The following is a 23,046-nucleotide window of genomic DNA, read 5'->3' as shown; positions in this document are numbered from 1 at the left end:
ATGGTTGTACTATTATTTGTACATGTATATGCTTGTTCTAATAGGTTATGTTTTCAAATTTATGGTAAAATAAGTTCATTGAGAGGAGTGATAAAGGTTGAATATTAAGATGTCCATATTGATAACTATGTTCCTCTTTGTTTTACTAGGTGCAATTTGCATATGGTTTTGGGGAGAAATGAATCAAAAAAATGATATAAGTCTAGAAAATCAAGTGGAATCAAACCATAATGATCTCCTTTTAAGCTGGGAGGAAATTAACCAATGGAAGAGTGCAAATAAAAATACTTTTAAACCATCTACAAAGGAACCCTACGTCTTATACAAAAATAAACAGAACAAAGAAGGGATACTTTTTGTTCAAAACGGTGAACTGAAGTTTGTTTTTGAATCTAATAAAGAAATGAAGTTGGAAAGGTTGCTTTCTTTTGATGAAGTGACAGATCAAATGCATTTTTGGATACATAATCAAACCATTTTAATGGGTGGGGAACGGAAAGAACGATATAGTGATGGAGATCTGAAACCTGCATGGTATGGAATTTCATTTTCGAGTGAAGAGGGAGGGCCCTCAATTCCTAAAGTATTTAAAATATCTGAATTGAATTATTTAGCTGATCAGGTGCTAACTATGACTTATGTCATTGAACCTAATCTGTTTTTCATGGTGCTTGATGGAAATTCTAGTTTTAGAGAAATCATTTATCAACCTGGTACTTTTAATTTTGAATACGTAAATAATGAATTTCAGCATATAAGGGAAGATAACTACAATGATTTTGTAAAGCAATATGATTACAGAAAACCGCAAGCTCAAGAGACCCCTGTTGATTTTAACAACATAAATAAATATCATTTCCCAGAAAATAATACTGACTTATTTACATTTGAAGATGAGAGAGGAACTATCGTTTATTATAAAAAAGAGAACAGAAAGCCGTATATAAAGAGATTTGTTGATTTTAAAATAAATGATTTTAAAATGATTTTTGATGCGAATAATAAATCTTATCCATTTGGACACTTCACTGATCCTAATGATAAAAAACTTTATATTTTACCAACGGAAAATGAAGCCAAATTACACTCTAATTCACTTCTTTGGGATAGTAATGATTGGAGATTAATTAGACCTCACTATGACAACATTTCTTTTTATAAAATAGATAATAATGAGTTACAGATCATCCGTTACAATTACAATCATAGAGATGATACATTTAAAGACGAATCCATTTCGTATGTTATAAAAGATGCTAAATTTATTAAACAATACAAAACATTATTAGAGTTTGAGCTCAAAGATGAAACTAAACACTTATCGTTATATGACCTATCAAAAAATGTCTTGCCTCTAAATGAACAAATAAATAAAAATCATTCGATGTGGGTTCACGATTTAAATATACAAATGGAAGTGGAAACTAATATTAAGGACAAAAGTAAGGCAGATGAGATAGAAGTTAATCTCCCAATAAACAGATTTAAGACATCTGATGAGAGTCAAATTCCTAAGGAATTGAAAAGGGAAGAATTATTCAAAGACGAATCTGGTGACATAATAAGCGATTTAACCATAAAAAATATATCAAATGAGTGGCATATCATTCGTGATAATATATTATATAAGTTACAAGGAGAAAAGTTAAATAAAATAGGTGAACTGCCGATTTCAAAATCATATTTTGTTCTTTATGGGTCAGCTGTTGTCATATACACAGCAAATGATTTTACAAAAATCGAAAATTATTGGATTATAGCAGATACATACGGAAATCGGATTATAAAATTAAATAAAAAGTTAGAAATCATATCTCAGTATGCGTTGAATTTACCAGAAAAAATAAGTGTAAATGATGATGGATCTATTCAAATTGAAAGTATTGAGGGATATACCCTTCTAGATGATAATTTAAATTTTTTAAGCCAAAATTCAAAAAACTTTCAAACTTTTGAAGAAGGATTACTAGAGAATAGGAACATTGAAACAGATCTTTACTATCATGATCTTGAGAACGATATGATTTGGATTTATGATTATGGATTATTTCAGCATAAACCAGGCACTCAGCAATTCAGAAATTTATATATCGGTCATAGATACGCTGATCACGCTAAAACAAGGATACTTTCTTATAAAAAACAAGTTATTATATTATTTGATAACAGAGTCATTTTATTTGATAAAAGTGGAAATTGGGCAAACACGATTTTCTTTCCAAGAGATGACAAAACTTACAGGATGCAAATATATGGAGAAAGTTCATATTATTTAGATGAAGAAGATGGAATCATTTATTTATTACAAGATTATAGAGTTTTACAAATCAATTTAGAAACGAATAAAGTAAAAACGATATTCCATCAAAATTACAATAATCTAGGGAATTTGCTATATAAAAACAACAAACTCTATTTTTCAGTTCATTCTAGCCCCAGTGAAAATGAGCTTATTATATACAATTTAAATGATGGAGATTTTATACGAGTTAAAATTGAACCTGAATATTATACAAATCAAATTATAAATGAACCAGAACCAAAATTAATATTTGCTGATCAATTTGATAAATCTTGGAAAAGCATTTTATTAGAAGATTTAGAATAGAATATTTTTTCACAATTTCAAAACCATTTTAAATTAAAAAGATATTTATTAACCTCAAAACCTCCAAATTGACTAAGTAATTTGGAGGTTCTTTTTTCACTAATATCTCGGACACTACACTTACATCATTGGCCCTTTTTCATGTGAATGATCATTAATCTCATCTTTTTTTTCATCTTTTTTAAACAATGATTGAATTTTATCCATAACTTGAGGTGTTGAATCAATAATTCTTTCAAGTAAGTGAGTTTGATTATCCAACGAAACAAGTTGTACCCCTGCTTTGTCAACAACTAAAAAAGCAATTGGAACAATGGAAACTCCACCACCGGATCCACCGCCAAATGGCATTTTTGCGTTTGATTCAGATTCAGATTCATCAGAATTTGCATCTCTTTGTATAACAAATTCACTACCCCCAGCTGCAAATCCAAATCCTACTCTTGAAACAGGTAAAATGATACTTCCGCTTGGTGTTTCAACTGGATCACCTATAATGGTATTTACATCAACCATTTCCTTAATATTTTCCATTGCTGTTATCATTAACCCTTGGATAGGATGCTCTTCCATGTTTTGAACCCTCCTTTTGCCTTTAGCAAACGAATCATAAAATGTATTGCAATATAGATAGCATGTGCTATACGAATTTTAAGTATACACTCCGCATCAATATAAATATCTATTTTATTATATAAAGGATGAACTTCTAACTCAGGTCTGACATTCATTTTGATTTTATTTATAAAGTAACTAATAATATTACTATTCACACCCCAAATTATACCAGTTAACATTGCAGTTTCTGGTGCTCCTCCAATACCAACACTTGTTTTCCATTTTAAATGAGTACAATGAATATAAGTCATTGATTGAGATAACCATTTGGAGAAGCCAATAAAATGTGTAACTAATTCTCTTGCATCTTTTAAATAATCCCAAATATTTTTTGGAGTAATAAGTGACTCCCCATCTGAATCTGATTTAGCAAGTTTTTTTGAACTCTTAGATTTTAACTCTACACCATCAAAAGCATTTCTAAACTCAACAAGTGATATTTCATATTGATAATGAAATAATCGTCTAAATAAGTAGACATCAACAGAGAATCGATCATCTTTATGAATTCGTTTTAAAGAAATTTGTATTTTTATAAAACTAATCATAACCCATAAACATAAAACAAACAGTATGAATAATAATCCCCATACCCACAACATAATGAGGTATACCTCCCGAAAATAGATCTTCCTATTTCTAATATGTTTAGTATATCTTTCCAAATAAAATTCATGCACTTTGAGTTAATTTAAACCATAAAAAAAACTCCAACCTTTTATAAGTTAGAGTTCTTTATTAATAATTGTAATTATTCTAAATCATTCATTGTCATTTGCTGCATTCCCATTTTTTCAAGCAACTTTTTAGTTTCTTCCTCTAAGTTGTCATGATTTTCAAATGTATCTTGATCAGGTAAGTCTTTCAAACTATTAATACCAAAATAGTCTAAAAACTGTTTTGTTGTACCGTACAATATAGGTCTTCCCAATGATTCCGCTCTACCGACTCCATGTGCTAATCCTTTAACAACCAGAGTATGAATGGCACGATCAGATTTCACTCCGCGAATATCTTCTATCTCAACTCTAGTAATTGGTTGTTTATATGCAATAATAGCTAATGTTTCTAAGGCCGCCTGAGATAAAGTCGCTCTTGAAGGGGATTGGGCCAAACGTTGAAAGTAAGGAGAATGTTCAGGTCGAGTAGTAAACTGAAATGAACCAGCAAGTTCTAGGATCTGAATCCCCCTTTTTTTCTTTTCATAATCTTGTTTCATGTTCTTCAACACATCGATTATCACTTTTTCATCTTGTTCAAGTACTTTTGCAATTTGTTTGACATCAATGCCTTCATCTCCAGATACAAATATCAATCCTTCAATAATCGATTTCATCTGTGTTGAGTTCATGTACTTCCTCCTTATCTACGTATTCAATTACTATGTCATCAAATGAATGATTCTGATAACTAATTATTTTTTTCATTTTCATTAATTCTAACAAACCTAAAAATGTAACAATGATAAATTCTCTGCTCGATTCATTCTTAAACAAAGTGGAAAAAAGAATTTTACTCTCACTTTGTTTAAAATAACCCATCATTTCAAGAATCCGATCTTTAACAGAAATTTCATCTCTTCGAATAGTTGCAACTGATTTTCTTTTTTCCACTTTTTTAATTACTTTGCTAAATGCGATGATCAGGTCAGCAAGATGTAAACCTTCAACAGGACTTTCCATTTTATCTGAAATAAGATGGCTAAGATCATCAGGTTCTTTTGAAAATATCAAACTTCGTTCCAATTCTTGATCTCTTAGATGATCAGCAATCGTTTTATACTTTCTATATTCAATTAATTTTCTTACTAATTCTTCACGTGGATCTTCAACATGATCTTCTAAATCCAAATCTGTTGGTGGAGGTTTTGGAAGCAACATTTTACTTTTTATTGATAAAAGTGTTGCTGCCATCACAAGAAATTCACTAGTAATTTCAAATTCAAATTTCTTCATCTGTTTTAAATATTCCATATATTGTTCAGTTATTTGCTTCACTGGAATATCATATATATCAATTTCAGATTTATCGATTAAATGAAGTAATAAATCAAGTGGACCCTCAAATTTTTCTAATTTATATTGTACAGACAAGTTTTATCTTACCCTTCAATTTGTTTACTCAAGTTAGCCATTTCTATCGCTGTTGCAGCAGCTTCCCAACCTTTATTTCCTGCTTTTGTTCCTGCTCTCTCAACCGCTTGCTCAATTGAATCAGTTGTTAGTACTCCAAAAATCGTAGGCACACCTGTTTTTAAATTAATCGCAGAAACCCCTTTTGATACTTCGCTGCAAACATAATCAAAATGTGGAGTCGATCCACGAATAACTGTCCCTAACGTTATAACTGCGTCGTATTTGTTCGTTTGTGCCATCTTCTGTGCAATAAGAGGAATTTCAAATGCACCTGGAACCCATGCAACTTCAATTTCTTCGTCTTTTACCCCATGCCTTTTAAGAGCGTCTAGAGCACCAGATAATAATTTAGATGTAATGAATTCATTGAAACGCCCAACTACTATTCCGTATTTTAAGCCTTCTGATACCAAATGTCCTTCATATATATGTGTCATAGTCCCATCTCCTATAGTTTTTAATATGTTAATAATTTAGAATTTTAATAAATGGCCTAATTTACTTTGCTTCGTATGCAGGTAATTAGTATTTTCCTTATTTTCTTCTACTTGTAAAGGAATACGTTCGACAACTTCCATCCCATATCCTTCTAACCCAGTGATTTTTCTTGGATTATTTGTTAATAAGCGAATTTTTCGAACACCCAGATCCTTTAAAATCTGAGCCCCAATTCCATAATCTCTTAAATCAGGAGCAAAACCCAATTTCAAATTAGCATCCACTGTATCTAAACCTTGCTCTTGTAATTCGTACGCTTTTAATTTGTTTATTAATCCAATGCCACGACCTTCTTGTCTCATATACAAAAGAATACCTGAGCCTTCTTCATGGATTTGCTTTAATGCAGCGGCAAGTTGTGATCCGCAATCACAACGATGTGAATGAAATACATCACCAGTCAAACATTCAGAATGCACACGCACCATTACAGGCTGATCACTATCAATATTTCCCTTAACCAATGCTACATGTTCTTTTTGATCTACAAGATTTGAATAAGCTACGGCTTTAAACATACCAAAATCAGTTGGCATTTTCACTTCTACTTCACGATTAACAAGCTGTTCCTTTTCGTTCCTGTATCGAATAAGATCTTTGATTGTAATTAACTTCAAGTCAAATTTTTCAGCCATTTTTCTTAAATCTGGTAATCTTGCCATAGTTCCGTCTTCTTTAATCACTTCACAAATGACAGCAGCTGGTGATGCTCCGCATAAGCGAGCCAAATCAATGGAAGCTTCAGTATGACCTGCTCTTCTTAGTACTCCTCCCTTTTTAGCAACCAATGGAAAGATATGGCCTGGTCTGCGAAAATCTTGTGGTTTAGCCTTAGGATCAATTATCGCTTTAATCGTTCTTGACCTTTCATGTGCAGAAATTCCAGTGGTGGTATCAGTATGATCAACAGAGACAGTAAAAGCAGTTCCATGAAAATCCGTATTTTGTTCCACCATAGGTTGTAAATCTAATTTCTGAGCTCTTTCTTGTGTAACAGGTACACATACTAGACCTCTTCCTTCCTTAATCATAAAATTAATGACTTCTGGAGTTGCTTTATCAGCTAATGCAATAAAATCTCCTTCATTCTCACGATCTTCATCATCAACTACAATGACAACTTTACCTAACATTAAATCATATATGGCTTCTTCAATTTTATCTAACTTAATTTGATCTCCCATTTTACATCCCCCTATTCTTAGATAAATCCATTTTCCATCAGCATCTGTTTGGAAATATTATTGCTTCTTTCACTGTTTTGTTGTTTATTTCCATTTAACAAATGATGAATGTATTTTCCTAAAATATCAGCTTCAATATTCAACGTATCCCCTGTGAATTTCTGCTGTAAAATTGTCTGTTCTAATGTGTGAGGAATAATCGATACACTAAAAGTTGAATTGGTAACATTCACTAATGTGAGACTAATACCGTCCAATGTAATGGAACCTTGTGGAATAATGTACTTAAAAATATCCTGTTGATTTGGTTCTATTGTAAACATAACAGAATTCTCTTCACTTTCCCTGTTTTTTATTACACCGATACTGTCTACATGACCTTGAACAATGTGACCTCCAAATCGACTATTTGCTGCCATTGCCCTTTCTAGATTCACTCTAGAACCAGCGGATAATTGTGATAAATTTGTTTTTCTAAATGTTTCTGGCATTACATCCATCGTAAATGAGGATTGATCATATTGAGTGACAGTCAAACAAACTCCATTAATAGCAATACTATCCCCAAGGTGAATATCTTCAAGCATCTTTTTGCTATTAATAGAAATAATCATACTTTGTGATTGTTTAGAGATATTTTTAATTGTTCCAATCTCCTCTATAATTCCAGTAAACATAATGTTCAGTCACCTCCATAATAAAGAAAAATCAAGCAGTTGATTCAAACAAAACGCCTATAAAAAACGAAAAGCCCCTTTTATACAAGGGGCTTAATGGTATATGAAAGCTATAATGACTTTAATAAATTTATATGTGTAATTAGGAAACACAAATAAACTCATCAACTTTGTGAAAAAAAGTACATGGAGACACAACAGAAAGTATCCCAAATCCTCAAATTCCAATTTTCACAACGTATTTAGGTAATTCATTAGAGCTCAAACTATGAGTTAATAAATTAACCTAAAAGCCTTTTACGCCTTCCTTCTCCCATCCAGACTTTACTGTCGGCTCTGGAGTTGCACCAGATCCACCGGTTATATGAAATAATTCAAATATAACACGGGTCACGGACTGAACTTTTTATTCCTGTAAAAAGTATCACCGCCGGTTGGGAATTTCACCCGACCCCGAAGGAAATATTATTCAGTTTAAAAAACTCACTTACTTTAAAAATACTATCACTTAATTAAAATTAATGCAAGATGTTTAATGATGAAGCTCTTTGTTGTTCCTTTTTATATCATTAGTATACCAATAATATTCGAATAATTGTGATAAATTTCTTTTTTTTGTGTGATAACAAAAACATACATCAATAATAAAGCACCGATATCCTTTTATTTTAAAATTTTCTTTTAATAGAGATATTTTGAAACATCCTTTCAAAAATGATTTATTGGTAAAGATAAAGATATTATAAATGAATAAAAATAATATTATTAGTATAAACATGTAGATTTCGTCCATCAATCATGTTAAAATAAATCTAATCATTTTTTTCCTTTTATGCTAGGTGACACAATGAAGGTGATGCTTCATTTGTCATCTCTTTTTATTTTTCTACCATATCTCGTTCATTTTAAAAAAAAAGAATATTTATAAAAATTCATATTATTATTTTTCTTATATATAAAAGTCACATAATTACAACGTAATTAAATGTGACTTTTTTACTTGAAGGTAGTATTCAAACATGAATGTATTTTAAAACACTATAACTTGAAATATATATTATTTATTTGATTTAGGAAGTTCATTTTTCTCAACATAGTTTTTAAGAAAATCACCAAGAAGTTCTTTCCAACCTTCATTATGAGAATGTTGCCAATCAGGGTTTAATAATCCAACAGCATGATGAGAAAGTTTTAATACCGTTGATGAACCTTTCTCTTCTAATTTAAAAGAATAAGAGCTGTTCACTGCACCTTCCATTCCTAATAACCCACTTAAGCGAATTTCTTCAGGTGGATTTATCTTAATGACAGTACCCCAAAGGGCAGCTTTCCCATTCTTATTTGCTTCTAGAAATTTACCACCGACCTTTGGTTCTAATGTTAGTATGGATCCATCTCCACATAGTCGATATGTCCACCAGTCATTTATTCCCTTTGTCATTGCATTGTACACTTTTTCACGGTTAGCATTAATTATGATTTCTTGTTCAATTTGAAAACTATCATGTACCAAACTCATATCATTATTACTCCCTTCAATTTTTGTTTTTAAAGAGACAATTGCACTTGCAAAATTGGATTGGTAACGTGTTGACCATCGATTCAACATCTGCTGTAATGGAACAATATTAATATAATTAACTCGTGTTCTACCTTCTCTTCTAATTAGCAGAAGGTTTGCTTGCTCCAATATATTTAAATGTTTCATTACCGCATATCTGCTTACATTTTTAAAATACCCTGTTAATTCACTTGTTGTTTTTGGTTTACCTTTCAGCAAATCAAGAATATCCCTACGAATAGGATGACCAAGTGCTTTGAACATAAGAGTTAAATCTTGATCGTCCATAACTACTACACATCCTCCTTATATTAGGTTACTTTTAGGTCACATTTATTAAGTGACTTTATAGTAACATGTTTAATTTGATTTTGCAAGTCATAAAGAAAAATTAAATCTCACTAATTATAAATCCTTAAGTGTAAAAAAAACCTCCTGAGGTAATTACCCCAGGAGGTTAGGTTGGTTCATTCTAATAGTTCATTCATTGCAAATCTTAATTAGTCACGAAAAATGATAATTTTTGCAGCACTTAAATCATCACTTTCACCAATTACACGGATCTTCAAACCATGCTCAGGAACATTACGTCCTGCGTCTGGAATTTGAGAACTGATGTATGATTCACTATCATCAAACATTGGATGAACCTTAGTTTGATTATCCTTAATTGTACCATCAGATAATTCTAAGAACATTTTTTCATCTTTTTGAAGACCAAATGTAGCATCATGAACTTGGTATCTTGTGATAGCAGGTGTATTATCACTAAAATTAACTACATGCTGATCAGCGTCTACTACACCTAAGAAACCGTCACCTGGGTGATTACCAACTAGATTCGCATCAAATGATTCATCTGCATACCAAATTAATAAACCTGGCTCAAATTTCATTACACTATCACCACGACGAATGTGAGATAAACCTTCATCTACTCCATCATAGTTTCTCCATTCAAGTAGATAATAATGTTTATACTCATTCGTTCCATCATTTACGTCAAATCCATCTAGTTCAAAAGAAGTATCTCCTTCTGCATCATCAAACAATACAACTTCTCCATCAACTTCAATAGATATATCGTCTACATAGAATCCAGGATCAATGTAAGCAACGTCTGTCCAATAGTTGAAACGCAAGTCAATTGATTTCCCTGCAAACTCAGATAAATCAAAAACTCCATCAACCCAACCATCTGAATGACCCGTAATTCCAAAACCAGGATTTTGTTCATTAGGATCATATTCTGTTGTTAAATTACCTGGAACAGAAACCCATTCATTTGTACCTTCTTCTCTTACTTGAATAGAAGCATAATCCCAGTCTAATTCAATTTGATACCATGTTTTAAAGTTTAGTGATGCACTTGAAGCTGATGTTAAGTCTAATGATGTAGTCATTGAATTGTTTAATTCATCACCTTTTCCACTGAAAAACTCAAACTCCCCACTGAATGGTTCATTAAATGTTACTTTTTTATTAGGTAAGTCAATACGCACAGCATCGTCATTTGTCCCTTTTGAGCTTGCTTGATCTAGTAACACTTCAACTCCATTTTCGTCAATATCATCGATATGAAATGTTGTCCCTGTTAACCAATTACCACCCATTGTAGCTTGTAAGAACTCTTTAGCCCAAGGACTAAATCCAGTTGGTTCTGTTCCTGGAACTAAACCTGCCCAGCTTCCGCTTGACATGATAGACCAATAGGAAACAGGCTCACCTTGACCAGTGTATTGAATATCATATTCGTCTGGCAATCCTAAATCATGCGCATATTCATGAGCAAATACACCTGTAGCTCCTGTTTCTGGTTGGATCGTATAATCATAAGCTGCCATTAGTCCACCCCAGTATGGTGCATCTGCATCTGTATCAGGCATTGTAAATACACCACCTAAGTTCCAACGGTGTGACCAAATCGCATCTTCTCCTAAACTACCTCCACCTGCTTCTTCACCTACACTAGCATGTACGATCATAAGATGATCGACTAAACCGTCAGGCTCACGTAAATCTCCATCACCATCTAAATCATAACGGTCTTCTTGATCATACTCTTTTAAATCTATAGTTGGATCTTCACTTGCTGCTAATAATGCTTCTCTTATCAACTCTCGTGGATTTGAATCATTACCATTTGCATTATTACCACCATAAAATGCTGCATTATTTTTTGCAGTATACCAGCCTGCAACCTGACCATCAATTGTATAACTCCCACCAGATTGCTGTTCATACAATTGCTTCATGGAGATTAAAGTTTCTCCATTTGGTCCAACGTATCCGTTGTCACCAAAAGCCATATTTGTAAAATGTTCTACACTATAATCCTCATAATACATATCTGTTTCTTCTGGTTGAATGTTATTGTGTGGGAAGTCTGGAAAATCTATAAGTAGGATAAGAACATTATCTTTTCTTTGTTCTCCATCCCAAGTTTCAAGTTCAACTGGATCAACATGGACTTGCTGACCTAATTTATTTCCTTTTCCATTTAACAATCCGTTTTTTGAAGCTTTATTCTTTAAAGTAGCATTACGCTTTTTCTCAAATTCATCTAACTCACCCGCTTGATCTTTAGCAGCTTGAGAGCGTTTGCTTAAATAAGATGATAAAGCTTTTTGAGCTTCACTTGAACTTGCACCCTCAGGGATGGTTCCATTATCTTTTAACATTTCTATTAATCTCTCATCATCCGCAATTGACATATCAAAAGCGCCGGAAGTAGAATGTAAGTCTTGTACGTCTGTTGCAATCACTCCAGGAGAAACAGATCCTGCAAAAATACTAAAACCTAATGCCATTGACATACAAAGAGGGAATAACTTCTTTTTTAACATGTATAAACCTCCAATTAAGTGTAATCTAGTAAATATAAATAAAAAAGCATAATTAATTAACCATAATTGTCTAATTATGATTACATTCTATTCAATCTTCTCTCTTATTTATGTTGGGTGAAAGAAGAATGTAAGCATTAACAATGTCACCACCTCCTAGTATTACCATGTTAACATATTCACGAATCAATAGCTTATAACGCATTAATGCTTTAACTTAGTATTTCATTACTATAATAAATTCAATAGAGAGAATTTTATGACTTTCTCTATCATTTCTTATTTCATAAGTTTCATATTTAACTTCTTACAACTAAAGTTGTAGGACTATCTAAAGATATTGTCTAATGTGCAAACAAAAGAATTGGATTAATATGAAAATCATAGCTCATATTATACATTTTTATTTAGAAAGTAGGTAAACAAATTGAATCGATCTTTTTATGCCTTAGTGGTAAGTCAAACAGCAACAAACCTTGCTTTTGCATTGTACACAATGACTGTTGTAATGTATTTGTATAATGAAACAGGATCAACAACATTATCCGCAGCAGTAACTTTAACTAGTATAACTGCTCATATGTTTAGCAGCATCTACTTACCTTTAATATCTGATAAATACAAATCAACAACGATTTTGAAGGTTTCCCAGCTGGCTCAAATTTTTATATTAGTAGGTTTATATAGTTTGTTTTTTCAAAAACTATCTTTTAGCATTTATATATTATTTTTTCTGTTATTAGCTTGCATATCTTTCTTAAATGGTTTTTTTTCTCCTTTAAAAAGTTCTATCGTCCGGTCCATTGTTCCAGAATCGACCAGAGTGAAAGCAAATAGCTTTATTGCAACGGTGGATCAAACGTTTTTATTTGCAGGTTGGACATTAGGTGGACTAATGTTGTCATTATTAGGAAAAGAAGTAACTTTAATGTTTACTTTTTTCCTCACTTTATTATCGATGATCAGCTTATTTATAGTTAGGGTAGAAAAACATATAACAAAGACACAAGAACAAAAAAAATTGTTCAAAACATTTACTTATGGTTGGAAATATTTACTGAAAAATAAAGGGTTAAGAGTATTGGTCTTAATGGACATCATGGAATCATGGGTAGGTACGATTTGGATAGGAGCTGTCACTTTAACTTTTGTACAGGAAGTTCTAGGAAAAGGAGAAGCTTGGTGGGGGTATATTAATGGCGGATACTATTTCGGAACGCTTATAGGGGGATTATTCGTCTATCGTCTATCAAATATTATGAAGGGGCATTTAACAACATTTATGTTAACGGGTTCATTTATATTTGGTATCTTAACTATAGTTTATGGTCTAAATACAAATGCTTATGTAGCACTTTTATTAGTTGTTATTATGGGACCTTCTTTTCAGATTAGAGATTTAGCACAGGAAACAATGTATCAAAATAGTGCTGACGAGAAAACATTAACAAAAGTACTTGCTGCAAAATCCTCTTTAGTGCAATTAATTTTTATTTTTTCCATAATGGGTGTTGGTATTTTAACTGATCTAATAGGTGTTAAGTTAATATATATTCTATCAGGAATTCTATTGATTTTCTCTGCAATGTTTGGTTTTGTTCATCTTGTTTTAAAAAAACAAGGGAAGAAACTTGAAAAAGATAATTTCTATACTTCTTCAAATGTATAAAGAAATTGTTCTGAGGATTAATTTCATTATATTGACTTTAAATTTCAATCTCTTTAAGTATTTTTCCCATTAAGATATACTTACTTTAAAGGTGGGATACAATGATGGAAACTTCATATTGGGATGCAATTATTAATAATGACAAATCATTTGACGGCGTGTTTTTCTATGCTGTTAAGAGCACAGGAATCTTTTGCCGTCCATCCTGTAAATCTAAAATTCCGATACAAAAAAATGTCCATATTTATAAAACTGCTGTGGAGGCTGAACGAAACGGATTTCGATCATGCAAAAGATGTTGTCCAACTGATAGATCATGGGTTGATTCATCAGAAGAAATTTCTAATAAAGCAATCTTTATTATAAAACAAAACTTCCAAGATGAGGTCCAGCTAAATCAAATTGCAGCTGCAATCGCAATTGACCCTTATCATTTGCTTCGCACATTTAAAAAACATACAGGAAAGACACCACTCGAATATTTACAGGAAGTCCGTTTAACGAAAGCAAGAGAGGCACTGTTGGATACAAATCAAACCATTACTGAAATAGCTCTAAACCATGGTTTCAATAGCACAGCTTATTTTTCAACTGTTTTTAAAAAATCTACTGGATATTCACCTTCAAAATTTAGAAAAAAAATATTTTCCAGTGTAAATTAAATTCAACACTGAATGAATAACAAAGAATAAAATACAAACATTAGAAGCCTTATCACACAAGTGGGATATAGCATTACTGACTAAAAGCCCTATAAGAAATTTCACCAACTTCTTATAGGGCTTGATTATTTTATAAATTTATTATTACTTTTCAGTAATCATTACTTCAGCCATTTTATCACCTTGTTTAATAACATCAACAAACTCCATACCTTTTGATACTTTTCCAAAAACAGTATGTTGTCCATCTAAGTGAGGCTGAGGTTGATAACAAATATAAAACTGACTTCCACCTGTATTACGTCCAGCATGAGCCATAGCTAATGATCCACGTTCATGTTTATTTGGATTAATTTCGCAATTAATTTGGTATCCAGGGCCACCTGTACCTGTCCCATTTGGACAACCTCCTTGTGCAACAAAACCAGGAATTACCCGATGAAATGTGAGGCCGTTATAAAATCCTTCGTTTGCTAGTTTTTCAAAATTAGCTACCGTATTAGGTGCATCCTTTTCAAATAAATCGATAAGAATCTCTGCACCATCTTCCATTTTAATCTTTGCTTGTTTGTCCATTAATATCACTCCTATTTTATAAATTAATCATACATTTATGATTTGATCGCCTCTTGTTTACGTAAACGTTCAGGAATCACATCATTACCAACAATATCTTCATGGCTTTCTCTATTTACAACTAAATCCGCTTCACCATCTTTAACAAAAACAACAGCAGGTCTGCGAATACGATTATAATTACTTGCCATTGCATAATTATATGCTCCTGTACATGAAACTGCAAGAATATCACCAGAATTTATTTTAGGTAATTCCAAATCCCAGATCAACATATCTCCACTTTCACATGCTTTTCCCGCAATGGAAACAACTTCTTCATTTTTCTCGTTTGCACGGTTTGCTAACATCGCTTCATAAGGAGAGTTATAAAGTGCAGGTCTAATATTATCTGTCATTCCACCGTCTACAGCTACATACTTTCTTACCCCAGGTATATCTTTTTGTGTACCTACTGTATATAACGTAGAACCTGCCTCTCCTACAATACTTCTACCCGGTTCTACCCAAATCTCAGGCATTGGATATTCATTTTTTGTAAAGTTGTCTTTTATAGCATCTGTGATTGCTTCTACATATTCTGGTACTGGAAGAGGTGTATCTTCATTTGAATAACGAATCCCGAAGCCTCCTCCTAGATTAATCACATCATATTCTATATTTAATCGTTTACGTACTTCTACGGCAAAATCTGCTACTCTTTCAACAGCTAATTTAAACCCTTCAACTTCAAAGATTTGAGAACCAATATGAGAATGAACTCCTAAAATAATAATATGATTAAGTTTAGATGCTTCCTCCATCGCTTTTATAGCTGAACCATTACCTATGTCAAAGCCAAATTTTGAATCAGTTTGACCAGTTGAAATAAATTCATGAGTATGAGCTTCAACACCAGGTGTTACACGGAATAAAGCTTTTACTTTCTTTCCTTTTTGACCAGCAAGCTCATTTAATAAATATAATTCCACGAAATTATCCACCACGAAACAACCTATATTTGCATCGAGTGCCATTTCAATTTCAAAAGGTGTTTTATTATTTCCGTGGAAATGAATTCTTTCAGGAGGGAAACCTGCTTCAAGTGCAGTATATAATTCACCATCAGACACAACATCTAAAGATAAACCTTCTTCATCCATCACACGACAAATTGCTTTCACACAAAAGGCTTTACTTGCATAAGCAACCTGAAATGTTAAACCAGATTCACGAAAAGAATCCATATATTCACGACATCTTTGTCGAACTAGTTCTTCATCTACTACATATAAAGGTGTGCCAAATTGTTTAGTTAATTCCGTAGTATCACATCTACCTATTTCTAAATGTCCATTATTATTAACTCTACTTGTACCATGTAAATACATTGTCTATTTTCCCCTCTTCTGAAATAAAATCATCATATAAATAATAAAGGTTAATAATAAATTATCATATCAAGGAGTAGAAAACAATACGGCATTACTGTAATCTTAGCAAATGAGGATATATGTCTAAGAAGTTTACCTCAACTGTTAAAATAAAGAAAATACCAGTTCAATAATGATCTGGTATTATATTCCTATTTTATGTTGGTTGCTTAGTATGATCTCGAGGATTTGCGATGCTTGGTCTTTTATTATCTTCTGTAATGGGTCTTCTTAGTACGATAGTGAAAAACGCTTTTGCATTAAAAGGAATAAAAGGCCATAAATAAGGTGAATTAAAGGATCTTGTGAAAGCTAAGATTATAATAATCACTGTTGTACCTATGATTAACCCTGGTACTTTAAACAAAGCAACTAAGATTAATAAAACTAATCTTGTCATTCGGTTGGCAAGTCTTAATTCATAACTTGGGGTGGCATACATACCCATCATGGCCAATGATAAATACAAGATGACTTCGTAAACGAATAATCCTGTCTGAACAGCAAATTCTCCTAATATGATTGCTGATATTAACCCTAGTCCAACTGCAAAAGGAGTTGGTGTGTGAATAGACGCCATTCTCATGAGATCTGCACCAATCTCTGCAAAGAAAAATTGCAAAAGAATTGGAAGTTCACCTGTTTCTTTGGGACCCAAAAATTCTAAAGCTTCTGGTTTAAGACCTGGTTCAACTACAAATAAAAACCAAATGGGCAATACAAAAATCGAGGCAAAAATTGCAAGGAACCTTACCCATCTTAAATATGTCCCTACAACAGGTGCATCTGTATACTCTTCTGCATGCTGCACATGATGAAAAAGGGTAGCTGGCAAAATCATAGCACTTGGTGATGTATCTACAAACAAAATAATATGTCCATCTAATAAATGTGCAGCTATTACATCAGGACGTTCAGAATATCGGACCATCGGAAATGGATTCCAACCATTCCCAAAAATAATTTCTTCTAACTGCTTATTTGCAACTGGAATACCATCAACTTTGATTTTTTTTATTTTATCTCTAATTGATTCCAATAACTTCTTATCAACAATATCATCTAGGTATCCAATGCACACATCTGTTTTCGTTCTTTTTCCAACGTTCATAACTTCATACTTCAATTTTGGATCACGTAATCTACGTCGAACTAATGTTACATTGATAAGCATAGTTTCAACAAAACCATCTCTAGAACCACGTGCTACTTTTTCTAAAGAAGGTTCGTCAATGCCTCTGATTGGAAAAACTTTAGCATCAATGACAATTGCACTCGTTTCTCCATCAATAAAAAATGCACACATTCCAGCGAGCACACTATTAATAGCTTTTGTTAAATCATCTTCAACCTCAACTTGGATGTGAGAAATATATTTATCTAAAAAGCTTGATAATACTTTGGGTACTATCTCTTCCCGTTTTAAATAACTTAATCTTTTTAAAATTTCTGTTAACACATCATCTTTGGCAAAGCCATTAATATATAACAATCCAGTCTTCTTTCTTCCAAATTCCATTTCCCTTAACAAAACATCAAAGCTAGTATCTAATCCAATATGTTCATTTAAAGCTTCTTTAACTTTTTCTATATCCTTTGGAATAGGTAACTTATGTTTTTTTCCTTCTGCCATTGTCTACTTCCTTTCATGCTGCCTTTACAATGTTCTATATACTATCCATTGAAAAAGTGATCCAATGATTTTCCCCAAAACCATAGCCATTAATAAAGCAATAATGTACTTTGACATATTCATTCTTTGCGCTAATATAGGTAAAACATTTAAAACTTCAGTTAAACCAGCTGCTATCATACCAATAAAAACACCAGCGAATAACCCAAAAATTATACTGCTTAAAGGGAAAAGGTGAAAATTCCATTTATAAAAATCAGTAAATGTCCAGAATACTGCTCCAATCACAACTGCTGATTCATATAAATACAAAAACTTATTGGATTTAGTAAGCTGTGTTAAACGCGGGACAACATCCAGGACAGTTAAAAAAGCAACTAAACCGCTACCTACTGCCAATCCTCCAGATACCCCTATAAAAATAACTATTATATTAAGAAACAGATCCATCATCTGAACCATTTCTTTTTTCATTTTTTTGAAATTGTTTTGTAATTTGAAACTGATTTAAACTTTCTTTGTACATGAACATCTCTAATTCAAGGGGTGAAGGCTCCTCACTAAACTTCTTCTTAAATAACCGATTAAAAAATAATATCATCCCGATGCCTAACCCAAGTGAGTATGGAATTTGCAGAAGTAAGGGTGAATCAGTTTCTTCCCCAGTCACAAATGTATAAATTTTTTGATGAACTTCCTCCATACTTACATCGGCATGAAAGTTCATAATGGCTAAACCTGAACCCACAAATAATAACAACCATACTAAAGCGATAAGTATGAAATTAGGGGAAGGTTTATTCTCCTCAAATTCAACAAATACATGTGGCTCCCCAAAATATTCAATGGTGACATCTGGAAGGACTTCCTTAACTTTTTTTACAATCAACATTAAGTCAATCACTAAATTCCGTTCATCTGTTGGTTGCTTAATCAATAGTTTCTTTAATTTCATCTCCCATTCAGGATCAATGATAATTTGAGCAATTTGTCCTAAATAAATCGGTTTTCCTTTTGTTAATTTTATGCATTTTCTTAACCTTAAATATAATATCTGCTGATTGTTATTCATCATCACCACCCCCTATGTACCTTAAAAAGTGAAGTCATTCATTGATGTAACATCCTAATACTTTTCTTTGGGGCTCGTATAATTCAATATAAAAAAGCTCCATTCACTTTACTAAACATCCCTTATAGTATGTACGTAAAAAAGCTCAGATAGTCATAATGCTATCTGAGCTTTAATCGTTCGTAATATTTTCTTTTCTAATCTGGATACTTGTACTTGTGATATTCCCAATCGAAGTGCAACCTCTGATTGGGTTTGATCCTTATAATATCTTAAGTAAACGATGAGCTGTTCTCTTTCACTTAATGATTGAATAGCTTCATTTAATGCAATGTTTTCAAACCATTTATCCTGTGAATCGTCAGATATTTGATCCATGAGTGTAATCGGATCTCCATCATTCTCAAAGACGGTTTCATGGATGGATGAAGGAGGTTTATTGGCTTCAAGTGCAAATACCACTTCCTCTGGGGTTACTTCTAGTTCTTCTGCTATTTCTGATATGGTGGGTATTCTATTTAATTTTTTAGTAAGTTCATCTTTTATTTTTCTCACTTTATTTGCCATTTCTTTTAAGGAACGACTTACTTTTAAGGTTCCATCATCCCGGAGAAAACGCTGTATTTCACCTATAATCATAGGTACTGCATAAGTAGAAAATTTGACATCGTAAGATAGATCAAATTTATCAACTGATTTTAATAATCCTATACATCCAATTTGAAACAAATCATCTGGTTCATATCCTCGATTTAAAAACCGCTGTACGACAGACCATACTAAACGAATATTATTATTCACTAAAGTATCTCGTGCTACCATATCACCTGTTTGACTTAAAGCAATCAATCTTTTGACTTCATTATCCTTTAGATATTTATGTGTCTTGTTATTCAAATCCACATCCATATTCATACCCCTAATTGTATAAAGCTTTTTTTGATTCAATCCGCTTCATCATTGTTACCTTAGTTCCTTTTCCTAAGGTAGAATTGATCTCAACTTCATCCATAAAGTTTTCCATAATTGTAAAACCCATACCTGACCTCTCTAATTCAGGTTTAGATGTAAATAGAGGCTGTATAGCTTCGTCTAAATTCTCAATGCCTAAACCTTCATCCTCTACAGTAATATAAACCGTATCCTCTTCTATTTTTGCAGTGATGGAAATCATACCCTCTGGTTTATTTTCATAACCGTGAATGATTGAATTCGTAACAGCTTCAGAAACCACTGTTTTAATGTCTGTTAATTCGTTTACTTGTGGATCTAACTGTGAGACAAATGCTGCCACTGTAATTCTTGCAAAAGCTTCATTTTCTGATTTACTCATAAATTGAAGAGCCATATAATTATTTACTTTCATGATACGACCCCCAGACTGGAAAGAGCTTGTTCTTCATCTTCTTCAATAGTTAGTATTTTAAACAAACCTGACATTTCAAACAGTCGATAGATTGAAGAGTTGACGTTACAAACAACCATCCTTCCACCTCTATTTGTAATTTGTTTATATCGTCCTAATATAACCCCTAAACCGGAGCTGTCCATAAAAGATAGATCCTTAAGTACTAAAACGATATGATTACTGTTTTCCTGTTCTATTGCACTCTCCATTTTTGTTCGCAGCAGTTCTGATGTGTGATGATCAAGTTCACCCTGAAGTCTAACAATCAATGCCTCACCTTGATTAGATATCTGCACGTGCAGACTCATAGTTCTTCACTCCTTATAAACTGATGATGAAGCATTTCTACATAACATCTTACAATTCCTGCTCTTCGACAAAACTAGAAGAGAACTTCGTTTATTTGACATTTTCTTTTTTATTCTTGTGAATTTTCTTCTAAATGATTTGACTCGTTTTCTGTTTCCTGTTCATCTTTTTTTTGAATAAATAGTACTTTTTCTATCGTTCTTTTTAATATTTGCCAATAACTTGCTTCCTTCACTTCTATAGGTGAATCAAGATCAATTTCTTTAATTTTTTCTTCATTTTGATAGATCTTTAATTTCCCAACGGTTTGTCCTAATGCAACTGGTGCTTTTATTTCTGATTCTAATTCAATCTCATGTTTAATATTTTCTTTGGACTCCCCTTTTTTCATTAACACACTGTATTGTTGTTTTGCTACAATCTCAATATTTCGCACATCTCCTTTTTCAATAGGAATTGTACCGATCATTTCACCAGGTTTAAAAATAGGATAATTTGTGTATTGAGAAAAAGCATAATCAAAAAGCTTAGATACTTCATAGTTTCTGGATTTTGTAGTAGGTTCTCCTAATACAACAGCAATCACACGCATATCATTTCTCTTTGCAGTTGCTGCAAGGCAATACTTGGCTTCACTCGTGTATCCTGTTTTCAGTCCATCTGCGCCTTGATAAAATCTAACTAACTTATTCGTGTTCACCAACCAGAAAGGATCATCCGTATCCTTACGTAAATAATCTTGATACTTACTTGTGAATTGAGTGATCATTTCATGCTTTAATAACTCTTTTGACATGATCGCAATATCATGTGCACTTGAATAATGTTCTGACGAAGGTAAACCATTACTGTTCTCAAAATGAGTGTTCTCTAAACCAAGTGCTTTTGCTCGATCATTCATCATCTGAACAAACATTTCTTCTGATCCTGCTATTTTTTCAGCCATGGCTACAGATGCATCATTACCTGACGCCATCGCTATGCCTTTCAGCATATCTTCAACACTCATCTCTTCTCCTTCTTCTAAGAAGATTTGTGATCCTCCCATGGATGCTGCGTATTCACTAGTTCGAACCATTTCATCTTTTTGTATTTTTCCGCTATCAAGTGCTTCCATTATAAGCAACATGGTCATCACTTTTGTAATACTAGCGGGAGGTAAACGGTCATGAGCATTTTTTTCAAAAATAATCGTACCCGTATCTGCATCTATCAAAATGGCAGAATGTGAACTTGGCGCTAAATCTATCTGTTGTTCTTCAGGTTCATTTGCAATCAATTGAGTTGGAAATATCAAACTTATAATTAATACTGTACTTAAAAAATAGATTAGGTGTTTTCTGTACATTACATGTCTCCTCCTAGCATGAATTACTTGTATACAGTGTTTACTAATCTTATGCAAATTATTCCATTAAAAAATAAATATTTAATCAAATATTTAGAATCATATCATCTCAACTAGTCTAGTAGCGTGCATATTATACTTCATATTTTGTTAAAGGTTTATTGAAATTTAAGGAATAATTAGACATAATAAATATAAATTAAAATAGTATATAGCGTTTTTAATTATAGTTTTTATATAGGAGGAGAAACTATGGGCAAATTTCTAACAGAACTAAATGAAGAGTTAATTAAATTTATTCACAATCAACATATGTTTTTCACTGCAACTGCACCTTCAGACAACGGGAGGATTAATTTATCACCAAAAGGTTATGACTGTTTAAAAATTGAAAACAACCAATCTATCATTTACATGGATTATGCGGGGAGCGGTAACGAAACAGCAAATCATTTAAAAGACAATAAAAAAATTACACTCATGTGGAATAGTTTTGATCAAAAACCATTGATATTACGCATTTACGGATATGGTGAAGTGTTTGAAAAACATACAGAAACATACGCTAATTTATTACAGAACCATTTTCCAGAAATTGATCCAAAATCAGCAAGACAGGTTTTTAAAATTAAAATTGAAGCGGTACAAACTAGCTGTGGATTCGGTGTTCCAATCATGGATTATATCGGGGATAGAGATACACTAATGAAATGGACTAAAAACAAGACCTCACAAGGAATTCTTGATGAATATATTGAAAAACACGGAACCAGGTTGGATGAGAAGTTTCCATTAAACAAATAGAAGATCTTATTACATAGGGGGGAACT

At 32.4% G+C, this 23,046-nt stretch carries 22 protein-coding genes and 1 riboswitch; of the genes, 4 read left to right on the top strand and 18 right to left on the bottom strand.

The window, feature by feature from the left end; all coding sequences use genetic code 11:
• Positions 1-97 precede the first annotated feature (97 nt).
• Positions 98-2,608 carry a hypothetical protein gene (locus ERL59_RS15980; RefSeq protein ID WP_160647238.1) on the top strand — a complete coding sequence of 837 codons (2,511 nt, stop codon included), beginning with the start codon at positions 98-100 and terminating at the stop codon, positions 2,606-2,608.
• Positions 2,609-2,728: 120 nt separating this feature from the next.
• Here ERL59_RS15980 and ytfJ read toward each other — a convergent pair whose 3' ends face one another.
• The 9 genes from ytfJ to ERL59_RS15935 form a co-directional block, all read right to left on the bottom strand.
• The gene (ytfJ, locus tag ERL59_RS15975) at positions 2,729-3,181 is read right to left on the bottom strand and encodes a GerW family sporulation protein (protein WP_160647237.1); all 453 of its coding nucleotides are present in this window, start codon (positions 3,179-3,181) and stop codon (positions 2,729-2,731) included.
• A complete protein-coding gene (locus ERL59_RS15970; protein ID WP_160647236.1) occupies positions 3,154-3,828 on the bottom strand; it encodes a DUF2953 domain-containing protein in 675 nt (224 codons plus the stop codon). The genes ytfJ and ERL59_RS15970 overlap by 28 nt, the downstream gene beginning before the upstream one ends.
• Before the next feature lie 149 nt (positions 3,829-3,977).
• Positions 3,978-4,577, bottom strand: coding sequence for an SMC-Scp complex subunit ScpB (gene scpB / locus ERL59_RS15965; RefSeq protein ID WP_160647235.1), 600 nt, complete (start codon positions 4,575-4,577; stop codon positions 3,978-3,980).
• The gene (locus tag ERL59_RS15960; protein ID WP_160647234.1) at positions 4,546-5,319 is read right to left on the bottom strand and encodes a segregation and condensation protein A; all 774 of its coding nucleotides are present in this window, start codon (positions 5,317-5,319) and stop codon (positions 4,546-4,548) included. The genes scpB and ERL59_RS15960 overlap by 32 nt, the downstream gene beginning before the upstream one ends.
• Positions 5,320-5,327: 8 nt before the next feature.
• On the bottom strand, positions 5,328-5,798 hold the full coding sequence (gene ribH / locus ERL59_RS15955; protein ID WP_160647233.1) for a 6,7-dimethyl-8-ribityllumazine synthase: 471 nt from the start codon (positions 5,796-5,798) through the stop codon (positions 5,328-5,330).
• Positions 5,799-5,834: 36 nt separating this feature from the next.
• Positions 5,835-7,043, bottom strand: a complete 1,209-nt coding sequence (locus ERL59_RS15950; protein WP_160647232.1) for a bifunctional 3,4-dihydroxy-2-butanone-4-phosphate synthase/GTP cyclohydrolase II — start codon at positions 7,041-7,043, stop codon at positions 5,835-5,837.
• Between the two features lie 17 nt (positions 7,044-7,060).
• A complete protein-coding gene (gene ribE, locus ERL59_RS15945; protein WP_160647231.1) occupies positions 7,061-7,720 on the bottom strand; it encodes a riboflavin synthase in 660 nt (219 codons plus the stop codon).
• Positions 7,721-8,021: 301 nt separating this feature from the next.
• A riboswitch (FMN riboswitch) is annotated at positions 8,022-8,185 on the bottom strand.
• A gap of 592 nt (positions 8,186-8,777) precedes the next feature.
• On the bottom strand, positions 8,778-9,569 hold the full coding sequence (locus ERL59_RS15940; protein ID WP_160647230.1) for an SRPBCC domain-containing protein: 792 nt from the start codon (positions 9,567-9,569) through the stop codon (positions 8,778-8,780).
• Between the two features lie 212 nt (positions 9,570-9,781).
• Positions 9,782-12,127 (bottom strand): immune inhibitor A domain-containing protein, encoded by a 2,346-nt coding sequence (locus ERL59_RS15935; protein ID WP_160647229.1) that lies wholly within the window; start codon positions 12,125-12,127, stop codon positions 9,782-9,784.
• A 427-nt stretch (positions 12,128-12,554) separates the two neighbouring features.
• Here ERL59_RS15935 and ERL59_RS15930 point away from each other — a divergent pair, with 427 nt between their 5' ends.
• Both ERL59_RS15930 and ERL59_RS15925 read left to right on the top strand, forming a co-directional pair.
• Positions 12,555-13,796: an MFS transporter gene (locus ERL59_RS15930; RefSeq protein WP_160647228.1), complete on the top strand. Its 1,242-nt coding sequence runs from the start codon at positions 12,555-12,557 to the stop codon at positions 13,794-13,796.
• 101 nt (positions 13,797-13,897) lie between these two features.
• Positions 13,898-14,458 (top strand): bifunctional transcriptional activator/DNA repair enzyme AdaA, encoded by a 561-nt coding sequence (locus ERL59_RS15925; RefSeq protein WP_160647227.1) that lies wholly within the window; start codon positions 13,898-13,900, stop codon positions 14,456-14,458.
• A gap of 144 nt (positions 14,459-14,602) precedes the next feature.
• Here the strand turns inward: ERL59_RS15925 and ERL59_RS15920 are convergent, their stop codons facing one another.
• From ERL59_RS15920 to ERL59_RS15880, 9 genes are all read right to left on the bottom strand, one after another.
• Complete coding sequence (locus ERL59_RS15920; RefSeq protein WP_160647226.1) at positions 14,603-15,034, bottom strand: peptidylprolyl isomerase; 432 nt, start codon at positions 15,032-15,034, stop codon at positions 14,603-14,605.
• Positions 15,035-15,069: 35 nt separating this feature from the next.
• Positions 15,070-16,404: a diaminopimelate decarboxylase gene (gene lysA, locus ERL59_RS15915; RefSeq protein ID WP_160647225.1), complete on the bottom strand. Its 1,335-nt coding sequence runs from the start codon at positions 16,402-16,404 to the stop codon at positions 15,070-15,072.
• 199 nt (positions 16,405-16,603) lie between these two features.
• Positions 16,604-18,079, bottom strand: a complete 1,476-nt coding sequence (locus ERL59_RS15910; RefSeq protein WP_160647224.1) for a spore germination protein — start codon at positions 18,077-18,079, stop codon at positions 16,604-16,606.
• A gap of 24 nt (positions 18,080-18,103) precedes the next feature.
• Positions 18,104-18,529: a stage V sporulation protein AB gene (locus tag ERL59_RS15905; RefSeq protein ID WP_160647368.1), complete on the bottom strand. Its 426-nt coding sequence runs from the start codon at positions 18,527-18,529 to the stop codon at positions 18,104-18,106.
• Entirely contained in the window at positions 18,513-19,151 is a 639-nt protein-coding gene (locus ERL59_RS15900; RefSeq protein WP_328699961.1) for a stage V sporulation protein AA, read from the bottom strand. The genes ERL59_RS15905 and ERL59_RS15900 overlap by 17 nt, the downstream gene beginning before the upstream one ends.
• 153 nt (positions 19,152-19,304) lie before the next feature.
• The gene (gene sigF, locus ERL59_RS15895) at positions 19,305-20,060 is read right to left on the bottom strand and encodes an RNA polymerase sporulation sigma factor SigF (protein ID WP_160647222.1); all 756 of its coding nucleotides are present in this window, start codon (positions 20,058-20,060) and stop codon (positions 19,305-19,307) included.
• 10 nt (positions 20,061-20,070) lie between these two features.
• Positions 20,071-20,517 (bottom strand): anti-sigma F factor, encoded by a 447-nt coding sequence (gene spoIIAB / locus ERL59_RS15890; RefSeq protein ID WP_160647221.1) that lies wholly within the window; start codon positions 20,515-20,517, stop codon positions 20,071-20,073.
• Positions 20,514-20,867 (bottom strand): anti-sigma F factor antagonist, encoded by a 354-nt coding sequence (gene spoIIAA / locus ERL59_RS15885; RefSeq protein WP_160647220.1) that lies wholly within the window; start codon positions 20,865-20,867, stop codon positions 20,514-20,516. The genes spoIIAB and spoIIAA overlap by 4 nt, the downstream gene beginning before the upstream one ends.
• 110 nt (positions 20,868-20,977) lie before the next feature.
• A complete protein-coding gene (locus tag ERL59_RS15880; protein WP_160647219.1) occupies positions 20,978-22,216 on the bottom strand; it encodes a D-alanyl-D-alanine carboxypeptidase family protein in 1,239 nt (412 codons plus the stop codon).
• A gap of 252 nt (positions 22,217-22,468) precedes the next feature.
• Here ERL59_RS15880 and ERL59_RS15875 point away from each other — a divergent pair, with 252 nt between their 5' ends.
• On the top strand, positions 22,469-23,020 hold the full coding sequence (locus tag ERL59_RS15875) for a pyridoxamine 5'-phosphate oxidase family protein (protein WP_160647218.1): 552 nt from the start codon (positions 22,469-22,471) through the stop codon (positions 23,018-23,020).
• Positions 23,021-23,046 lie beyond the last annotated feature (26 nt).

Source organism: Chengkuizengella marina (assembly GCF_009910845.1).
Lineage (GTDB): Bacteria > Bacillota > Bacilli > Paenibacillales > KCTC-33759 > Chengkuizengella > Chengkuizengella marina.
This window is presented reverse-complemented; position numbering and strand designations above follow the sequence as displayed.

Excerpts from the sequence above, each read along its gene's own strand:
- ERL59_RS15950 (WP_160647232.1), bottom strand. The coding sequence starts at position 7,043 with ATGGGAGATCAAATTAAGTTAGATAAAATTGAAGAAGCCATATATGAT.
- sigF (WP_160647222.1), bottom strand. The coding sequence starts at position 20,060 with ATGGATGTGGATTTGAATAACAAGACACATAAATATCTAAAGGATAAT.
- spoIIAA (WP_160647220.1), bottom strand. The coding sequence starts at position 20,867 with ATGAGTCTGCACGTGCAGATATCTAATCAAGGTGAGGCATTGATTGTT.
- ERL59_RS15910 (WP_160647224.1), bottom strand. The coding sequence starts at position 18,079 with ATGGCAGAAGGAAAAAAACATAAGTTACCTATTCCAAAGGATATAGAA.
- spoIIAB (WP_160647221.1), bottom strand. The coding sequence starts at position 20,517 with ATGAAAGTAAATAATTATATGGCTCTTCAATTTATGAGTAAATCAGAA.
- ERL59_RS15920 (WP_160647226.1), bottom strand. The coding sequence starts at position 15,034 with ATGGACAAACAAGCAAAGATTAAAATGGAAGATGGTGCAGAGATTCTT.
- ERL59_RS15940 (WP_160647230.1), bottom strand. The coding sequence starts at position 9,569 with ATGGACGATCAAGATTTAACTCTTATGTTCAAAGCACTTGGTCATCCT.
- ribH (WP_160647233.1), bottom strand. The coding sequence starts at position 5,798 with ATGACACATATATATGAAGGACATTTGGTATCAGAAGGCTTAAAATAC.
- ERL59_RS15880 (WP_160647219.1), bottom strand. The coding sequence starts at position 22,216 with ATGTACAGAAAACACCTAATCTATTTTTTAAGTACAGTATTAATTATA.
- ytfJ (WP_160647237.1), bottom strand. The coding sequence starts at position 3,181 with ATGGAAGAGCATCCTATCCAAGGGTTAATGATAACAGCAATGGAAAAT.
- ERL59_RS15905 (WP_160647368.1), bottom strand. The coding sequence starts at position 18,529 with ATGGATCTGTTTCTTAATATAATAGTTATTTTTATAGGGGTATCTGGA.
- lysA (WP_160647225.1), bottom strand. The coding sequence starts at position 16,404 with ATGTATTTACATGGTACAAGTAGAGTTAATAATAATGGACATTTAGAA.
- scpB (WP_160647235.1), bottom strand. The coding sequence starts at position 4,577 with ATGAACTCAACACAGATGAAATCGATTATTGAAGGATTGATATTTGTA.
- ERL59_RS15900 (WP_328699961.1), bottom strand. The coding sequence starts at position 19,151 with ATGAATAACAATCAGCAGATATTATATTTAAGGTTAAGAAAATGCATA.
- ribE (WP_160647231.1), bottom strand. The coding sequence starts at position 7,720 with ATGTTTACTGGAATTATAGAGGAGATTGGAACAATTAAAAATATCTCT.
- ERL59_RS15875 (WP_160647218.1), top strand. The coding sequence starts at position 22,469 with ATGGGCAAATTTCTAACAGAACTAAATGAAGAGTTAATTAAATTTATT.
- ERL59_RS15970 (WP_160647236.1), bottom strand. The coding sequence starts at position 3,828 with ATGTTGTGGGTATGGGGATTATTATTCATACTGTTTGTTTTATGTTTA.
- ERL59_RS15925 (WP_160647227.1), top strand. The coding sequence starts at position 13,898 with ATGATGGAAACTTCATATTGGGATGCAATTATTAATAATGACAAATCA.
- ERL59_RS15935 (WP_160647229.1), bottom strand. The coding sequence starts at position 12,127 with ATGTTAAAAAAGAAGTTATTCCCTCTTTGTATGTCAATGGCATTAGGT.